15 protein-coding genes are annotated in these 16,495 nt (G+C 62.5%); 9 read left to right on the forward strand and 6 right to left on the reverse strand.

Annotation, left to right across the window (positions count from 1 at the left end):
- The first annotated feature begins 79 nt into the window (after window positions 1-79).
- Both ACFWEM_RS07945 and ACFWEM_RS07950 read left to right on the forward strand, forming a co-directional pair.
- Entirely contained in the window at window positions 80-670 is a 591-nt protein-coding gene (locus ACFWEM_RS07945) for a helix-turn-helix domain-containing protein (protein WP_378532571.1), read from the forward strand.
- The gene (locus tag ACFWEM_RS07950) at window positions 667-1,092 is read left to right on the forward strand and encodes a hypothetical protein (protein ID WP_378532573.1); all 426 of its coding nucleotides are present in this window, start codon (window positions 667-669) and stop codon (window positions 1,090-1,092) included. Before ACFWEM_RS07945 ends, ACFWEM_RS07950 begins: the two co-directional genes overlap by 4 nt.
- A gap of 7 nt (window positions 1,093-1,099) precedes the next feature.
- On the opposite strand, the gene ACFWEM_RS07955 is transcribed toward ACFWEM_RS07950, so the two are convergent.
- From ACFWEM_RS07955 to ACFWEM_RS07965, 3 genes are read right to left on the reverse strand one after another with little or no spacing between them, the layout of a single operon-like run.
- Window positions 1,100-2,572: a carboxylesterase/lipase family protein gene (locus ACFWEM_RS07955; RefSeq protein WP_378532575.1), complete on the reverse strand. Its 1,473-nt coding sequence runs from the start codon at window positions 2,570-2,572 to the stop codon at window positions 1,100-1,102.
- Window positions 2,569-4,098: a carboxylesterase/lipase family protein gene (locus ACFWEM_RS07960; protein WP_378532577.1), complete on the reverse strand. Its 1,530-nt coding sequence runs from the start codon at window positions 4,096-4,098 to the stop codon at window positions 2,569-2,571. Before ACFWEM_RS07960 ends, ACFWEM_RS07955 begins: the two co-directional genes overlap by 4 nt.
- A 29-nt stretch (window positions 4,099-4,127) precedes the next feature.
- Window positions 4,128-5,537, reverse strand: coding sequence for a dihydrolipoyl dehydrogenase family protein (locus ACFWEM_RS07965; RefSeq protein ID WP_378532783.1), 1,410 nt, complete (start codon window positions 5,535-5,537; stop codon window positions 4,128-4,130).
- Between the two features lie 82 nt (window positions 5,538-5,619).
- On the opposite strand from ACFWEM_RS07965, the gene ACFWEM_RS07970 reads away from it, so the two are divergent.
- Both ACFWEM_RS07970 and ACFWEM_RS07975 read left to right on the forward strand, forming a co-directional pair.
- Window positions 5,620-6,372, forward strand: coding sequence for an SDR family oxidoreductase (locus tag ACFWEM_RS07970; RefSeq protein ID WP_378532578.1), 753 nt, complete (start codon window positions 5,620-5,622; stop codon window positions 6,370-6,372).
- On the forward strand, window positions 6,372-7,694 hold the full coding sequence (locus ACFWEM_RS07975) for an NAD(P)/FAD-dependent oxidoreductase (RefSeq protein WP_378532580.1): 1,323 nt from the start codon (window positions 6,372-6,374) through the stop codon (window positions 7,692-7,694). The genes ACFWEM_RS07970 and ACFWEM_RS07975 overlap by 1 nt, the downstream gene beginning before the upstream one ends.
- A gap of 3 nt (window positions 7,695-7,697) precedes the next feature.
- On the opposite strand, the gene ACFWEM_RS07980 is transcribed toward ACFWEM_RS07975, so the two are convergent.
- Window positions 7,698-8,201 (reverse strand): hypothetical protein, encoded by a 504-nt coding sequence (locus ACFWEM_RS07980; RefSeq protein WP_378532582.1) that lies wholly within the window; start codon window positions 8,199-8,201, stop codon window positions 7,698-7,700.
- 191 nt (window positions 8,202-8,392) lie between these two features.
- On the opposite strand from ACFWEM_RS07980, the gene ACFWEM_RS07985 reads away from it, so the two are divergent.
- From ACFWEM_RS07985 to ACFWEM_RS08000, 4 genes are read left to right on the forward strand one after another with little or no spacing between them, the layout of a single operon-like run.
- Window positions 8,393-10,387, forward strand: a complete 1,995-nt coding sequence (locus tag ACFWEM_RS07985; protein WP_378532584.1) for an ArnT family glycosyltransferase — start codon at window positions 8,393-8,395, stop codon at window positions 10,385-10,387.
- 45 nt (window positions 10,388-10,432) lie between these two features.
- Window positions 10,433-10,903 carry a MarR family winged helix-turn-helix transcriptional regulator gene (locus ACFWEM_RS07990; protein WP_378532586.1) on the forward strand — a complete coding sequence of 157 codons (471 nt, stop codon included), beginning with the start codon at window positions 10,433-10,435 and terminating at the stop codon, window positions 10,901-10,903.
- Window position 10,904: 1 nt separating this feature from the next.
- Window positions 10,905-11,756, forward strand: coding sequence for an ABC transporter ATP-binding protein (locus ACFWEM_RS07995; RefSeq protein WP_378532588.1), 852 nt, complete (start codon window positions 10,905-10,907; stop codon window positions 11,754-11,756).
- A complete protein-coding gene (locus ACFWEM_RS08000; RefSeq protein ID WP_378532590.1) occupies window positions 11,716-12,534 on the forward strand; it encodes an ABC transporter permease in 819 nt (272 codons plus the stop codon). Before ACFWEM_RS07995 ends, ACFWEM_RS08000 begins: the two co-directional genes overlap by 41 nt.
- Window positions 12,535-12,546: 12 nt before the next feature.
- Here the strand turns inward: ACFWEM_RS08000 and ACFWEM_RS08005 are convergent, their stop codons facing one another.
- Complete coding sequence (locus ACFWEM_RS08005; RefSeq protein WP_378446399.1) at window positions 12,547-12,990, reverse strand: helix-turn-helix domain-containing protein; 444 nt, start codon at window positions 12,988-12,990, stop codon at window positions 12,547-12,549.
- Window positions 12,991-13,932: 942 nt separating this feature from the next.
- On the opposite strand from ACFWEM_RS08005, the gene ACFWEM_RS08010 reads away from it, so the two are divergent.
- Window positions 13,933-14,745: an FAD:protein FMN transferase gene (locus ACFWEM_RS08010; protein ID WP_378532593.1), complete on the forward strand. Its 813-nt coding sequence runs from the start codon at window positions 13,933-13,935 to the stop codon at window positions 14,743-14,745.
- A 2-nt stretch (window positions 14,746-14,747) separates the two neighbouring features.
- Here the strand turns inward: ACFWEM_RS08010 and pgi are convergent, their stop codons facing one another.
- Window positions 14,748-16,403, reverse strand: coding sequence for a glucose-6-phosphate isomerase (pgi, locus tag ACFWEM_RS08015; protein ID WP_378532595.1), 1,656 nt, complete (start codon window positions 16,401-16,403; stop codon window positions 14,748-14,750).
- Window positions 16,404-16,495: the final 92 nt, after the last annotated feature.

Raw genomic sequence — 16,495 nt, forward strand, 5'->3', positions numbered from 1 at the left:
CCTGGGTTCGTATGGTGCTGGTCATCGCAGGTCAATGTGTTGGTAGGGTGATGACACAAAGTCTCGTGAGGGGAATCGAATGGCAGCGTTTCTGCGGACACATCGGCGTCGTGCCGGTCTGACGCTCGAGGGCCTGGCCGAGCAGACCGGGCTGACGAAGAGCTATCTCTCCAAGGTCGAGCGGGGTATCAGTACCCCGTCGATCGCGGTGGCACTCAAGATTGCGCGTGTGCTCGATGCCGATGTGGGGCAACTGTTCTCGGACAGTATGGAGGGAAATGCCATGACGATCGTGCGCGCGAAGGACCGCGTGATCGACCCGGCCACCTCCGTGCAGTCTTCCGTCTACGATCCGATCGCGCCCTCACTGGTCGGAAAGGCCATGCAGCCGTTCGTGGTTCATCCGTCCTCGGTGATGGGTCCCAAGTTCATGGACCACACGGGAGAGGAGTTCGTGTTCGTGCACTCCGGATCTGTGGAATTCGAAATCCCCGGTCAGACGATGCACCTCGACGCCGGCGACAGTTTGTACTTCGACGCGAATACGCCGCACCGGATGCGGTCGGTGTCGGCGGATCGTGCGGTGGTGCTGGTTGTCGTCTACGACAAGCCTTCGGCTGGATCACCCAGCGGTGACTCGCTGGAAACGCACTGCGGGGTGAGCAGATGACGCTCGGGACCGATACGACACTCACGCTGCTCGCGGCGGGTCTGATCTTCCTGCTCTCCCTGTGCCTGGGCATCTGGAAATACCAACAGATGGCTACCTCGGACAATCACCTCGCCCATCCGTATGTCGACATCGCACACCGCGCAGCACTGATGTACTCGTTTGCAACGCTGTTGATCGCGGTGTTCGTCGAACTCAGTGCGTGGCCGACGTGGATCAACCTGACCAGCGCAGCAGTGGTCGTATTCTTCTTTCTTGCAGCGATATTCAGCTACATCGCTCACGGTGCGATGAAAGACACCGACAACCAGTTCGAGTCCGCCGGTCCGCCCCTGCACCTCGGAATGTTCCTGCTGATTCTCGGAGAGGTCGGCGGATTCGCCGTCCTACTCGCAGGTTTCGTGAAAGGCCAGTTCTTCTGATCGGGCTTCAGCGCCTGTGCTCGTAGCCGATCCAAGCCCGTCGACGCTCACCCATCGGGTCCTTCTCCACTCGGGACGTCTCGTCGAAAACCATTGTTTGCCGCTCCGGTACGGAGTAGGCGGGCCATTCCCGGTCCGGCACTCCGTGGTGGGCGAAATGGATCCAGTGGCGCTGCATGGTGGAGGTCACCGCAGTCAGTCCGTGGCGCCCTCCGACTGCGGTCAAGGCCGCGGTGAGTGCATCCGAACGCCCGAAGACCGCAAGCAATTCGGTGGCGTGGGTAGCGCCCATGCCGATGAGTCGGAGCAGTCGCGGCGCAAAGTCGTAACGGTAACTGTAGGTAGGAGCTACCTGGCAATGACCCTGTGCACAGAGTATCGCCGGTTCCCAGAAAGTGATGTCGCCGCCGAGATCTGCGGCAGCAAACCGGTGCGGATATGTGGGATACGCCGCGAGCGCACGTGCTTTCACTTCAGGGGTGGTGTGGGAGAACATCTTCTCGATCCGAACCGGGTTGGTAGGCAAGATGTCGAGAACGCGCGGAAAGATCCGCCCCTCATGGAGATTCGAACCGACCAGCAACGGGACGGGGTGGGCTTTTCCCGCTGCGAACACGTCGAGCGGGTGTTCGGGAAGGACGTCGTCACCCACTACGGGAGCAAATGCCCGCGTTCCGGGTTCTTCGTCGGCGCCGCGGCGCGCAAGTTCTTCGCCGGTATCCACCAGTTCTTTCACCGAAGCGGAGCGCAGCCACGATGCCGGATCGGTTTCCGGAGCATGTGCGATCTCGAGGAACTCGCGTGCCCAGCGGTGCGCTCGCTCTTTTCCGTATGCGGAAGCGGCCGGCGGACTTTGCGCGATGGCCCGGGCGAACAGCCCTCGTGCCGCCGGCGTTGCCATCAGAGTGGTGACCGCGTTGGCGCCGGACGATTCACCGAAGACGGTGACGGCGTTCGGGTCGCCACCGAAAGCGGCGATGTTGCGTTGGACCCACGCCAGTGCCGCGATCTGATCACGCAATCCGAGATTCGCCTCGAATGGTTGCTCAGCAGTAGAGTATTCGCTGAAATCGAGGTAACCCAAGGCGCCCAGTCGATACTGGACAGAGACGTAGACGATGTCGCCTCGCTCGACCAGGGTCGTTCCGCGGTACATGGGCGTCGACGGATTCCCACCGTTGTACGCGCCGCCGTGAATGAAGACCATGACCGGTCGCAGCGAATCAGAAGGTAGCCGAGGGGCCACGACGTTCACGAACAGAGAGTTCTCGTCGAAGTTGCTCTTGCGCTGCGGAGACGGAGAGCCGAATGCTTCCGCCGGGCGGACACCATTCCAAGCCTCGACCGGCTGTGGTGCGCGAAATCTCCAAGGACCGGTCGGGGCCGCTGCGTAGGGGATTGCCCGCCAGGTGCGCAGTCCTCGATCGAGGCGGCCGCGCACGATTCCGGAATCGAGAGTGATCTCGAGAGGGCTCGTCACGGTAGAGGGATGTCGGTGCCGTGGCTGCGGTAACCGCTGTATCCCGCCCAGGCCAAGCGTTGTTCGCGTCTGGGATCGTTCTCGACGCGCACGATCTGGTCGAAGATCATGGTCCGACGCTCCTGCGCGTCGTAGCGCGGCCACGATCCGCGCGGCGAGCCGTGCTCGGCGAAGTGAAGCCAGTGTCCCTGAACGGATTCGGTGACTGCGCGCAGTCCGCGTCGACCACCGGGAAGAGTGAGGCCGCGCCCGATCACCGTGTCACCGATACCGAAGACTGCGAACATCTCGAATCCGTGGGTGGCGTCGAGGCCGAGCCAACGCATCATCGTCGGCGCGAAGTCGAATCGGTAGGCGTACGTCGGCGCCGATTGTGCGTGCGCTTGCATCAACTCCACGGACGGGTGCCAGAACGTGACGTCGCCGCCGACGTCGATCGCGGACTGCTCGTCCGGATAACCGGGATAGGTTGCGAGGATGCGTTTCCCGGCTTCGGGATCGGTGAGGGCGAACATGGTGTCGATGCGCGACGGGTTGGTCGGGAGTGCGTCGAGCACTTTCGGGAACAGCGTTCCCTCTCGTCTGTTGGTTCCGATGATCATCGGAACCTGGTGTGCCGATCCCTCTTTGAATGCGTCCAAGGGGGAGCGCGGAAGGAAGTCGCCGTCGACGACCGGTCCGAAGGGATGTAGTCCAGGTGTGTTCGCGAGTACTTCGGCGCCCAGTCGGCTTCCGGCTCGGCCCAATTCGACGGCTGTCGCCGAGGTCAGGGCTTTCGCGGGCGGTAGACCGGAATTGAGGATCTCGACGAAACGCGCACCCCAGGCGTGTGATCGCTGAGTGCTCGAGACCAGATCCGGAGCCGAACTTTCGGCGATAGCCCCGGCGAAGAGTCCCTTGGCGGCCGGAGTGGCCATCAGGGTGGTGACGGCAGTGGCTCCGGCGGATTCACCGAAAATCGTGACTTTGTCGGGATCCCCACCGAAGGCGGCGATGTTGCGTTGCACCCACTGCAGCGCCGCGACCTGATCGCGCAGTCCGAGGTTGGAGTCGAATACGCGCTCGGATGTGGAGAACGGGGTGAAATCGAGGTAGCCCAGAGCGCCGAGCCGGTAGTTGATCGAGACGTAGACGACGTCGCCGCGTTCGACGAGGGACACGCCGGAGTACAGGCCGGTGGCGGAGGTTCCGATGGTGTTGGCCCCGCCGTGGATGAAAACCATGACGGGACGCGGAGTATTTCCGGTGTTCGCCGGAGCGAGCACGTTGAGCGTCAGGCAGTCTTCGCTGCTGGGCTGGTACTTCCCGGGCGCGAGCAGCAGCCCCTTCTTGTGCTGGACAGACGCGTCGCCGAATCTGGTCGCGTCGCGTTCTCCGGACCACGGCGTGACCGGCTGGGGTCGCGTCAGACGCAGTGTTCCGACCGGCGGCCGGGCGTAGGGAATTCCGCGCCAGGCACGAAGTTTTCCCACCCGGCGGCCGCGCAGAATGCCGTCGGCCGTGGTCACAAGTATGTCGGACGCCATGTCGCGACTATACGTACTTCGGGATCGCGTCAGCGTCGAGCCTCCAGCAATCGAAGCCAGACCTCACTGACCGTCGGATACGAGGGCACCGCATGCCACAGAGTTTCCAGTGGTACGGCGCCGACCACCGCGATTGTCGCCGCATGCACCAGTTCGGATACCTCGGGCCCGGCGAAGGTAGCGCCGAGGATCACGTCGGTGGCCTTGTCGATCACCAACTTCGCGCGTCCCGAGTAGTCATCACGCAGCAGTGAAGATCCCGCGACGGCGAGTTCGATCTCCACGACTTCGACGTCGTAGCCGTCGTCGCGAGCTTTCTTCTCGGTGCGTCCCACCCAGGCGATCTCGGGTGAGGTGAATACCACCTGGGGAACCTGCCCGTTGTCTGACGACGCCGTGTATCGAGGTCCGCGCAGTCCCCGACTCTCGGCTCGCGCTGCGATGACGTCTCCGCACACTCTCGCTTGATACTTGCCCATGTGGGTCAGGGGTGAACGGCCGTTGATGTCGCCGACTGCGTAGAGCCACTCACCTTGGGCACAGAGGTGGTCGTCGGTGGTGACGTACTTGCCGTCCTCGAGGCCGATGGCGGACAAGCCGAGATCGGCAGAGGTCGGACCGCGGCCCGCCGCGACGATGACCTCGTCGACCTCGATCACGCCGGAAGAGGTCTCGATGCTGACGGGTCCTCCGTGGATGTGGCCTTCGCCGGTGTCCTTGGCATCGGGGCGTGAGACCGAGTTGACGTCAGTGCTCAGTCGAACATCCACACCGCGGGCGCCGAGTGCTTCGGCAACCATCGTTCCGGCAAACGGTTCTGCTGATTTCAAGAGAGCATCGCCCCTCACGAGCAGCGTCACATGAGCGCCGAACGACGACAACCACGTTGCGCACTCCGTTGCGACCACTCCGCCGCCGATGACCGCCACTCGCGACGGAACCTCGTGCAGGTTGGTCGCATCGCGCGAGGTCCACGGGAGTGCCTCGCGCAATCCCGGTGTCTTCGGGACGGTGGCAGTTGTGCCCGTAGCGAGTACGACGGCCTGGCGGGCGCGGAGCTTACGGGTCCCGTCGACTGTCACTGCTCGCTCGCCGTCGATGACTCCGTGGCCTTTGATCACAGTGATGCCCGCGGACGTGGCCCAGTCGACCTGGGACGAATCGTCGTGGTTGTGGGTGAACGAGTCGCGCCGTTTCAGGACGGCCTCGACGTCCAGCGGTCCGGCCGGGATACCGGGCAACGCGTCGGCCGCTTCGAGGACCTGCCCTGGACGCAGTAACGCCTTGCTGGGCATACAGGCCCAATACGAGCATTCACCGCCGACCAGTTCGTGTTCCACGATTGCGGCGGTGCGATTACTCCCGGCGATGGCGTATGCGGCGGCGTTCTCACCGGCGGGCCCACCGCCGATCACGATGACATCGAATTCGTCGGTCATTGCTCCACGGTATGCCGGATCGGTCCGAGTTCGCTCGGTTACTGCCGGGTACGAGAGCTCGATGGTGGCTACAGTTGCACCCATGACGCGGCAGAAGATTTTGATCACGGGTGCCAGTTCGGGTCTCGGGGAGGAGATGGCCAGGAGATTTGCCGCAGCCGGTCGCGATCTCGCGCTGTGTGCCCGGCGGACGGATCGCCTCGACGCACTTCGCGAGGAGTTGGTGGCCCAGTACCCGTCGATCAGCGTCGCAGTGCGCGAACTCGATGTGACCGAACACGATTCCGTCGTCCGAGTTTTCGGCGAGCTTCGCGACGAGCTGGGCGGTCTGGACCGAGTGATCGTCAATGCCGGGCTCGGCAAGGGCGCGAAGATCGGTACCGGCAAAGCGCACGCGAATCTCGCAACAGCTCAGACGAACTTTGTCGGTGCGCTTTCGCAGTGTGAAGCTGCGCTCGAGATCTTCCGCGCACAGGACGCCGGACACCTGGTTCTCGTGTCCTCGATCAGCGCGGATCGGGGACTACCCGGGCCGAAGGCGGCCTACTCGGCGAGCAAGGCCGGGGTAGCGGCTCTGGGGGAGGCGCTCAGTATCGAGTTGTCGCGCACACCCATTCGGGTCACCACGCTGCTGCCCGGCTTCATCAAGACCGACATGTCCGCCGGCGCCGGCGACGACGCTGCGCTCATGGCCAGTTTGGACGAAGGCGTCAGCGCGATGGTCGACGCCATCGAGAAGGAAACCACACGGGCGGCGTTGCCCGGCCTCAAGTGGCAGGGGATAGATGCAGCCTTACGATTCCTGCCCAACTCCGTGACAGCGAGGTTTGTCTGATGAGCATCCATATCTCGAACGGCAAGCCCCGGGTAGTGATCGTCGGTGGCGGCTTCGGTGGCCTGTACGCGGCGAGACGACTCAAGAAGGCCGACGTCGAGGTAGTTCTGATCGACCGGGGAACCAGCCATGTTTTCCAGCCGCTGCTCTACCAGTGCGCCACAGGTCTGCTCTCCGAAGGGCAGATCGCAAGTCCGCTGCGACATCTCCTCGAGGACAACAAGAACACGAACGTCGTTCTGGGCGAGGCAAAGTCGGTGGACGCGGACGCCGGGATACTGACGGCCAGCCGCTTCGACGGGTCGACCTTCGAATTGCCGTACGACTACCTGATCGTGGCGGCCGGAATGCGGCAGTCGTACCACGGTCAGGACGAGTTCATCCAATGGGCGCCGGGGATGAAAACCCTCGACGACGCTCTGGCGATCAGACGCAGTCTCATTGCCGCGTTCGAGATGGCCGAATCGCTCCCGACGGCGGAGGAGCGTCGACCGTGGCTGACCTTCGCCGTGGCGGGCGGCGGGCCGACCGGTGTCGAATTAGCCGGGCAGATCCGTGAATTGGCGATGCACGCGCTGACCAACGAGTTCCGGTCCATCGACCCGGACGAGGCGCGGGTGCTGCTTTTCCACGGGGACGATCGTGTGTTGCCCTCGTTCAGTCGCAAGCTCTCGGCCGCAGCCAAACGCACTCTCGACGGGATAGGCGTCGAGACTCACCTCGGTGTGCACGTCACCGACGTGTGCGAGACCAGCATCGAGACGACGGACAAGAAGACAAAAGAGAAGCAGCAGTACGAGACTCGAACGATTCTGTGGACTGCGGGCGTCGAGGCAGTGCCATTCGCCGAGGCCCTGGCCACAGCACTGGGTGTGAAGCAGGTCGGCGGTGGCCGCATCGAAGTAGAAGCCGATCTGACCGTCCCCGGTCACCCGAACGTCTACGTGGTCGGCGACCTCATGTCTCGTGACAAGCTTGCCGGGGTGGCCGAGGTTGCGATGCAGGGCGGGCGGCACGCCGGGGCCAGGATCGCGGCCACAGTCGAAAACGGCGCACCCAACCGAAAGCCTTTCAAGTACCGCGATCTTGGAACTGCGGCGTACATTTCGCGTCGCCACGCGTTGCTTCAGGCAGGGCCGGTTCAGTTGTCCGGGTTCATCGGATGGGTGTCCTGGGGAATCATCCACATCGCGTTTCTCGCCGGGTTCCGCAACCGCGCCAGCACGGTGCTGAACTGGGGTGCAACCTTGGCGTCGAAAACTCGTCGGGAACGGGCAATCACGTACGGTGATCCGGAAACCGCTCGGCAGCCGTACAACTGAGGGCTACTCCGTTGTGAACACGGGGTTTCCGGTGGCGTCGATCATCCACCACAGGCTGCCGATGCTCTGTCCGAGCATGTCGCCGGGAACCTTGTCGTCGAGGTACCGATAGACGGGCTTGCCGTTGACGGTGATCTGGAACGATCCTTCCGGCCCGTCGACGGTGCCGATTGCGGCGTCAATGCCCTCGACGATCGGTGAATCGGAAACCGAGGTGACCGCCGGCCAGTAGCGCAGGCACGCTTCGTCACACGCGCCGGCTTGGGAGTTCTCCTCGTCCGGGTTGTAGACGTAGACCGTCATGCCCTCGCCGTCGACGGCGATCCTCCCGAGCGGGGAGTCGGCGGTCTTCAGCAAGGGAGCATCGGCAGCGGCAGGTGGAGACAGCGACGTCGAGATGGCGGTGACGTTGTCCGCGCTGTCCCCGGAGTCGAGGGCGTCGGGCGAGCACCCGGTGAGGACGAGGGCGGTACTCGCTACCGTCGCGAACAACCACTGTCTGCGCATGACGTCTCCGTTCTGGGCGGGAGTGCTCGGGACAAGCAATCGGGGATACCCGTTGCGGACGAGCTGAAAACGCGATGCGGGTGCGGACAGTCCTGACTGGAAGTCGGGGTTCTGACAGGAAGTCGGGTGTCTGACAGGAAACTGCCAGGACCGTGCCAGCCGACGGCCAGGTTGTGGTCGGACAGTGTGGTGTGACCCAGACCAGCGATCAATTGCTCTCCGCACCTCAGACAGCAGGAGGACCGCGCTCCCACGTCGAGAATTTGTGGCAACGTATCGCTCTGGCTGTACTTCTCGTCGGCACGGCGATCGTCTATATCTGGAACATCTCGATCAATGGCAACGCCAACGCGTTCTACGCGGCTGCGGCGCAAGCCGGCTCCCAGAATTGGAAGGCCTTGCTGTTCGGCTCGCTGGACACGTCCAACTTCATCACTGTCGACAAGCCTCCGGTCTCACAGTGGGTAATGGGACTGTCCGGGCAGCTCTTCGGTTTCAGCAGCGCGAGCATGTTGATTCCCGAGGCCCTGATGGCTGTGGGCGCCGTGGCGCTGATCTACGGCGCCGTCACGCGATTGTCGGGCGCGCGGGCAGGGTTCCTGGCGGGAGTGGTCTTGGCGTTGACTCCGGTTGCCGCGCTGATGTTCAGGTTCGACAATCCCGATGCGGTGATGGTTCTGCTGATGACTGTGGCCGCCTACTGCACTGTCCGTGCGTTGGAGAAAGCGAGTCCACGTTGGCTGGCGTTGGCTGGGGTCGCACTGGGCTTTGCGTTCCTGGCGAAAATGCTCGAAGGACTGATGGTGATGCCGGCGTTGGCGATTGCATATCTCGTCGTAGCACCTACCTCGTTGCCGAAAAGGTTACTCCACCTTGTCGGCGCGCTGGTGTCGATGATGATCGCTTCCGGATGGTTCGTCATCTTGACTCTGCTGTGGCCCGCCGACGCGCGTCCCTATCTTGCAGGCTCGACGGACAACAATTTCATGAATTTGGTACTGGGGTACAACGGATTTGCGCGAATACTCGGCCGGAGCGGCGGAGGGGCCCGAGGTGGGGCGTCCGGTCCGTCGCCGGAAGCGCTCGATGCTGTATCCGGTGGCCGTGGTGGGGGAATGGGCAACGCCGCCCCGGGTATCGGCCGTCTCTTCACCGGTGAGTTCGGATACGAGATTTCGTGGTTGCTGCCTTCTGCGCTGATGGCATTCTTCGTGATTCTCGTAAGTCGGGGGCGACGGCCACGAACAGATGTGATCCGTGGTGGCGCGTTGATTTTCGGTGTGTGGTTGGTTGTCGATGCATTGGTGTTCAGCTTCATGAGTGGCACTATCCATGCGTATTACACTTTGGCGATCGCACCCGCCATCGCTGCTCTGGTCGGCATCGGTGTTGCCGAGATGTGGTCGATCCGCGAGCGTCTGTTCGGACGAATCGGCTTGGCAGCGATCGCCCTGACGGCCGGAGTCTGGGGATGTGTTCTTCTTCAACGCAATTCGAACTGGCTGCCCGAGCTTCGGTGGGTGCTGCTGGCTGCTGTCCTCATCGGCTCGGTGGGGCTCGTCGTCACTTCTGGTTCGCAGCGGCGGATTCTCACGCCGTTGTTGATCGCCTGCGCACTGATCGGCGGTCTCGGTGGTGGCACGGCATACGCGGTGGCGACGTTCGAACAGCCACACACCGGTGGGAGCCCTGCGGTAGGGCCGAAGGCGCAGAACAGTTCTCGGGACGGTCAGTCCGTCGGTGCTAGTGGAATCGGCGGCAGCGGATTCGGTGGTAGTGGATTCGGGGGTGGCGCTGACAGTTCCGCACTGGATTCGATGCTTCGGACGACAACCACGAGATGGTCAGCGGCAATTGACAGGTCCTCGGCAGCAGCAACTTTGGAACTGGGAAGCAACACTGCGGTGATGGCGATCGGTGGTTTCAGTAACGACCCGGCGCCCACCCTGGCCGAGTTCGTCTCGGATGTGACGAACCACCGTGTCACGTACTTTGTCGAGCCCACGCAGACACAGTCTCAGTCTCAGGCTCCGGAAGAGGGTGGTGATCGAGGCGGCGGAAAGGTCGGCGGAAATGCGCGAGCGGGAGGTGGTCACTCCGACATCACCACGTGGGTGCACGCCCACTTCACCCCGACTTTCGTGGACGATTACACGGTCTACGACATGAGTTCTTACACCGCGTAAGCCGACCTCTCGACAATAGCTCTGTTACAGAGCTATTGTGAGGTTGTGGATGAAAGCGGAGCAGATCTTGCCGATGACGTCCTGGAGACGCTCGGGCAATTGCGTCGGGGAACCAGGAAGGCGTCGGGGCGTCCGTTTGCGGAACGACCGCTCGCCGGCGCCCAGATCGAACTCGTCAGGTTGCTGCGACGCAACCCGGGCCTGTCCGTGGCCGAGGCTGCCGGGCGGTTGGGTGTCGCGGCAAATACGGTGTCCACCTTGGTTCGTCAGCTGGTCGACGAGGGAGTGATCGAACGCGTCGCCGACGAGGCCGATCGACGCGTCGCGCGTTTGGTGCTCTCGGACGAGGCGCGCGCCCGCGTCGAAGTGTGGCGTGATCGACGGAGTGTGATTGTCGGTCAGGCATTGTCGAGTCTGACCGCAGCAGACAGGACGAGTATCGAGGCTGCGCTACCGGCCCTGTCTCGATTGGCGAGCGCTCTGGCGGCAGCCGGATCAGAAGGCGAGGGGCAGTGAGATGCTGACACAGTGGCGGAAGAGCCGAGCGGCGCACGTGCCTGACCCAGGCGCGCCCGCGGTCGAGATCGACTCGGTAACATACAATTTCGGCGATCATCGCGCGGTGGACAACTTGAGTCTGGTCATCAACGCGGGGGAATGCTTCGGCCTGTTGGGTCCCAACGGTGCAGGAAAGACGACGACGATCAGGATGCTCAACACCCTGCTTCCACTGCAGGATGGTGACATTCGAATTCTCGGTCGATCCGTTCGCAGCGAAGCGATGACCATTCGGCGTCATCTCGGGTACGTGCCACAACAGCTCTCGATCGAAAGCGCATTGACCGCACGCGAGAACGTGACCTGGTTCGCGCGACTGTACGACGTTCCGCGGTCCGAACGACGCGAGCGCGTCGACCAGGCGCTCGAGATGGTGGATCTACTCGATTCGGCGGATCGTCTCGCGTCGAGTTTCTCCGGCGGTATGGTGCGACGGCTCGAACTTGCGCAGGCTCTGGTGAACCGACCGTCGCTGCTGGTGCTCGACGAACCGACGGTGGGGTTGGATCCCATTGCCCGCGAATCCGTCTGGCAGCGAGTGGCAGAGATGCAGAAGCTGTACGGCATGACCGTGCTGCTCACTACGCATTACATGGAAGAAGCCGACGAGTTGTGTGATCGTGTTGCGTTGATGCATCACGGTGAACTTCGCGCAGTGGGCGAGCCGAGCGCGTTGGCCTCCGAACTAGGACCGGATTTCACTCTCGAAGACGTGTTCCGCCATTACACCGGCGACGATCTCACCGGCGACAAGTCAGGAGGTCTCCGCGATGTCCGCACTGCCCGTCGCACAGCGCGCCGCTTGGGCTGATCCCACAACCAACGGTCCTGCACGATTGCTGTCGAGAATTTACACATTTTGCCTCGTGGAAGTGCAGAAGTTGCGGCACGACCGATCTGAATTGGTTACGCGCGCAATCCAGCCGATCCTCTGGTTGGTGATCTTCGGTCAGACGTTCAGTCATATCCGAGCGATCCCGACCGGCGACGTTCCCTATCTCGACTTTCTCGCACCGGGCATCATTGCTCAGTCCGCTCTTTTTGTTGCAATCTTCTACGGAATCCAGATCATCTGGGAGCGTGATGCGGGAGTACTCACCAAATTGATGGTCACGCCGACGCCGCGCGCCGCACTGGTGACGGGTAAGGCATTCGCCGCCGGTATCCGCGCTGTCGCCCAAGCAGTGGTGGTCGTCATCGTGGCGGCAATACTGGGTGTGAGTATGACGTGGAACCCGCTCAAACTGCTCGGGGTCGTGGTCGTCGTTGTGCTGGGCTCCGCGTTTTTTGCCTGCTTGTCGGTCGCGATCGCGGGAATCGTGCTGAAACGAGATCGATTGATGGGCATCGGGCAGGCAATCACGATGCCACTGTTCTTTGCCTCCAACGCGCTGTACCCGGTCGAACTCATGCCGACGTGGGTTCAGTGGCTCAGCCGCATCAACCCGCTCAGCTACGAGGTGTCAGCGCTGCGGGGTCTGCTCATCGGAATGCCGACCAATTACGCCGTCGACTTCGGCGTGCTGATCGGGGCAGCGCTGCTCGGAATCGTCACCGCCTCGGCACTATTGGGCCGGTTGACTCGCTGACCTTCACCACGACTAGTCGCGCGTGAACGGTGGAGTGTACGTGCTGCAATCCGGGGGGACGGCCGGGAGTCCTTCGGACGAGCGAAGTTTCTCCGCAATGGACGAGAGTAAATCTTGCGATTCGGGGGAGAGATCAACCGCTTTTATGGCCAGAGAACGTAATTCGCTGTCGTGGAACTCTTCGACAACCGAACGGTCTTCTTCCGGAATCAGTTCGGGATCGTGACGAGGCGTCGGACCGAAGAAGTACTCGGCGGCAACGCCGAAGTAATCGGCCAATGCCAAAACGACTTGCTCGGACGGATTTGTGCGCACACCACTGCGGAGTTGCGAGAGGTACGGTGTCGAAATCTTGCATCCTCGTTGTGAAAGGGCTTCCACAACTTGCGCGTTGGTGAGTCTAGGGGCTGTGGCCGGGTACAAGGCGTTCAATCGGTCCTTGAATGAATCGGTCACAATTCCTCCCTCGAGCGTGACCCAGCGTCACAGCTACTTCGCAGTTTTCACATAGTAGACGACACGGTTATTCTGGACTCCGGTCGAAAGTCCTTTCACCTGCGGATATTTGGTGCGGCAACATTCCAAAGACTTTGCAAAGTATGTGATTTACACCGCGTACTGACCGTTCGTTTTGCCAAGCGGTGTGGGGGTGGCGTATAAGCAAAATGGCGGTGGTTACGCGGTTGCGCTGCAGGTTCTTTCGGCCGGTCCTATCCATGAGGGTCGATGCATGTCGGCCCTGCCTGTAACGTGCGCGAACCGCCGGCAGGCGACGGTCGCTGCATTTCGCGGAAGTTGGCGCGCCGTCCTCGCTTGGTGGTCGAGTCGACGCCCGCGAGCAGTAACGGGCGCACACTTTTTGTCATTCGCGAGTGGGCGGTCGGCCGAGTCGACCTGTCGGTCAGATGTTCCCAGTGGCTCCGATCGAAGTCGTTGCTTTCCGAAAAGCGGCCGATCGGTATGTCACCGATGTTGGAGCGCAATACATCTCGTCGCTCGCCACTATTTCATACGGTGCTGTCGGCGCCGTCGGCATGTGCCCGGACATTTTTCGGCAGCCTTCGGCGACGACGCACGGGTCTCGTGACGCAGCACCCCATAAGGACATGTCGAGGATCGCCTCTGCATCTTTCGAGTCGGAATTGCCTGTTGCGTCTGTAGTGGTCGGCGTGCGTTGCAGCGAGACGCCAGTCAGGGCGGAACAGCGGGTGAGAGTGACGCGCGGCAATTCTGTCGCACAGGTCTTCCGATTCGTCGCTGTCCCGTTCCTGTCTCGGCTGCCGAAGCGCTGCACACCGTGCACCACGCTTGCCTCGACTCTGATCAGCGGCTTATGGCACGGGGCTTGCTGACCGGCGCATACTGGTTACATCGCGGTGTTTGAAGGGCAGGACTGGCATGGTCAGTGTGGAGAAGTGGGCGATGTGGGATTCCGCCGTAGAGGTGGATGTCACCGAGGGTGCTGCGCTGCCCACTGCGCACGCGTTGATCGCAGCTGCCATCGACGAGACCGAGACAGTGTGCGACCTTCGCCGGGGCGACGCCGAGATCCACGCCGTCAATCTCGCTCAGGGAACTCCGGTCAAAGTGACACGACGTATGTCGGCTCTGCTGCGCTCCGCGCTGTGGGCGGCTCGCATGACCGGCGGTGCAGTCAATCCGCTTGCCGACAACTACTCCGAGGACGAATCCATCCCTCCGGTGCACCCGACCCCGACGTTCGAGGACGTCCAACTCGACGGTGACGTGGTGTACGCGCCGTGGGGTGCGTCGTTCGACATCACCGGAGTTGCCAAGGCGGACACCGTCGATCGCGCCGCGCAGATCGTCGCTGCCGAACTGCAATGTGGCGTCGCCGTCCGGATCGGCGACGTGATCGCCACTGCCGGCCATGCGCCCGCCGGTGGCTGGCAGATTCCGGTGCCGGGCAGCGAAGAAGTCGAGCTGATCAACGGAACCGCGATGGCGACGGCGCGGGCGGTAGAGCTGCCCTCCTGGGAACCCAACCAAGAGCGGCCCTCCACGGAGTGGGCGCAGGTCTCGGTGATCGCGGACGATGCTGTGTGGGCGTATGCCGCGAGCGAAGCAGTGTTGATCCGAGGCATCAGCGCCATCAAATGGGTTGAACAGCAAGAACTTCGCGCTCGGCTCGTCGACCGATCCGGACGTGTGTACACAACGGAGAGTTGGTTCGGCCCAGCCGCCGCGTGAAGTCAGGCGCGTCCGCGCTCCTTGCGGTACCACTGCACCAGAGCATCGGTAGATGTGTCGCCGAGGTCTCCGGGTGCCTTTTCGGAGGACAGTGCAGGCCCAAGTTCCAGCGCTTGTGTCTTGCCGAGTTCGACGCCCCACTGATCGAACGGATTGACACCCCATACGGCACCTTCGACAAATACCTGGTGCTCGTAGAGGGCGATCAACTGACCGACCACCGAGGGTGTCAATTCCTTCGCCAAGATGGTGCTCGAAGGCCGGTTGCCTGGCATCACCTTGTGCGGCACCAACTCTGGTGCCGTGCCCTCCGACGCGATCTCTTCGGCCGTCTTGCCGAACGCGAGAACCTTGGTCTGAGCGAAGAAGTTACTCATGAGCAGATCGTGCATGGATCCCGTGCCGTCCGCCGTCGGCAGATCGTCGGTGGATTCCGCGAACCCGATGAAATCGGCAGGCACGAGCCAGGTGCCCTGATGCAGGAGTTGATAGAACGCGTGCTGCCCGTTGGTTCCAGGCTCGCCCCAGAAGATCTCACCGGTGGACGTGGTTACCGGTGAGCCGTCGGCGCGCACCGACTTGCCGTTGGATTCCATGGTCAGCTGCTGCAGGTACGCGGGAAAGCGCAACAAATCGTTGGAGTACGGCAGAACTGCGCGGGACTGAGCTCCGAAGAAGTTGGAGTACCAGAGCCCGATGAGACCGAGGAGTACCGGCGCGTTCTGCTCGAGCGGTTGGTTTCGGAAATGCGTGTCGATCTGGTGGAAACCGTCGAGGAACTCCGCAAAACGGACGGGTCCGACGGCGCACATGACCGACAAGCCGATCGCCGAGTCGACCGAGTAGCGCCCGCCGACCCAATCCCAGAAACCGAACATGTTCGCGGTGTCGATGCCGAACTCCGCCACGCGGTCACCGTGGGTGGAGACTGCGACGAAATGCTTGGCTACGGCGGAGACGTCTTCGCTGCCCAAGCCGGCGAACAGCCAACGCTTTGCCGCAGTCGCGTTGGTGAGCGTCTCGAGGGTGGAGAAGGTCTTGGACGCGACGATGAAGAGCGTCGTCTCCGGATCGAGGTCGTCGAGCTGCCCGACCAGATCGACAGGGTCGATGTTGGAGACGAACCGGACGCTGATTCCGGCGTCGGCGTAATGCCGTAGCGCGCGATAGACCATCACGGGCCCGAGGTCGGAACCGCCGATACCGATGTTGACGATGGTGCGGATGCGCTTGCCGGTGGCGCCGGTCCACTCGCCACTGCGCACGCGATCCGCGAACGCGCCCATCGCGTCCAGAACCTCGTGAACGTCCGCGACGACGTCCTGACCGTCGACGGTCAGAGCAGAATCCTTCGGCAGACGCAGCGCTGTGTGCAGCACGGCGCGGTCTTCAGAGGTGTTGATGTGATCACCCGCGAACATCGCGTCGCGTCGTGCTTCGACGCCGGCCTCGCGGGCAAGGTCTACGAGCAGCGTGAGAGTCTCGCGGCTGACACGATGCTTGCTGTAGTCGATGTGAAGATCACCGGCGTCGATCGTCAGCTCTCGCCCTCGGGCTGGATCGTCCTGGAAGAGTTCTCGCAGGTGAACGCCTTCGATGTCGGCGTAATGAGCGCGCAGTTTCTGCCAGGCTGAGGTTCCGGTGATATCAGTGCTCACGATCATCGACTTTAGTGGCACGGGCTGGAAACTTCCTCGCGAGTCTTACTCACCCGCAGACGTACGCGCCTGCGGCGAGCATCATGGAACTT

This window comes from Rhodococcus sp. NPDC060176 (genome assembly GCF_042728675.1).
GTDB lineage: Bacteria > Actinomycetota > Actinomycetes > Mycobacteriales > Mycobacteriaceae > Rhodococcus_F.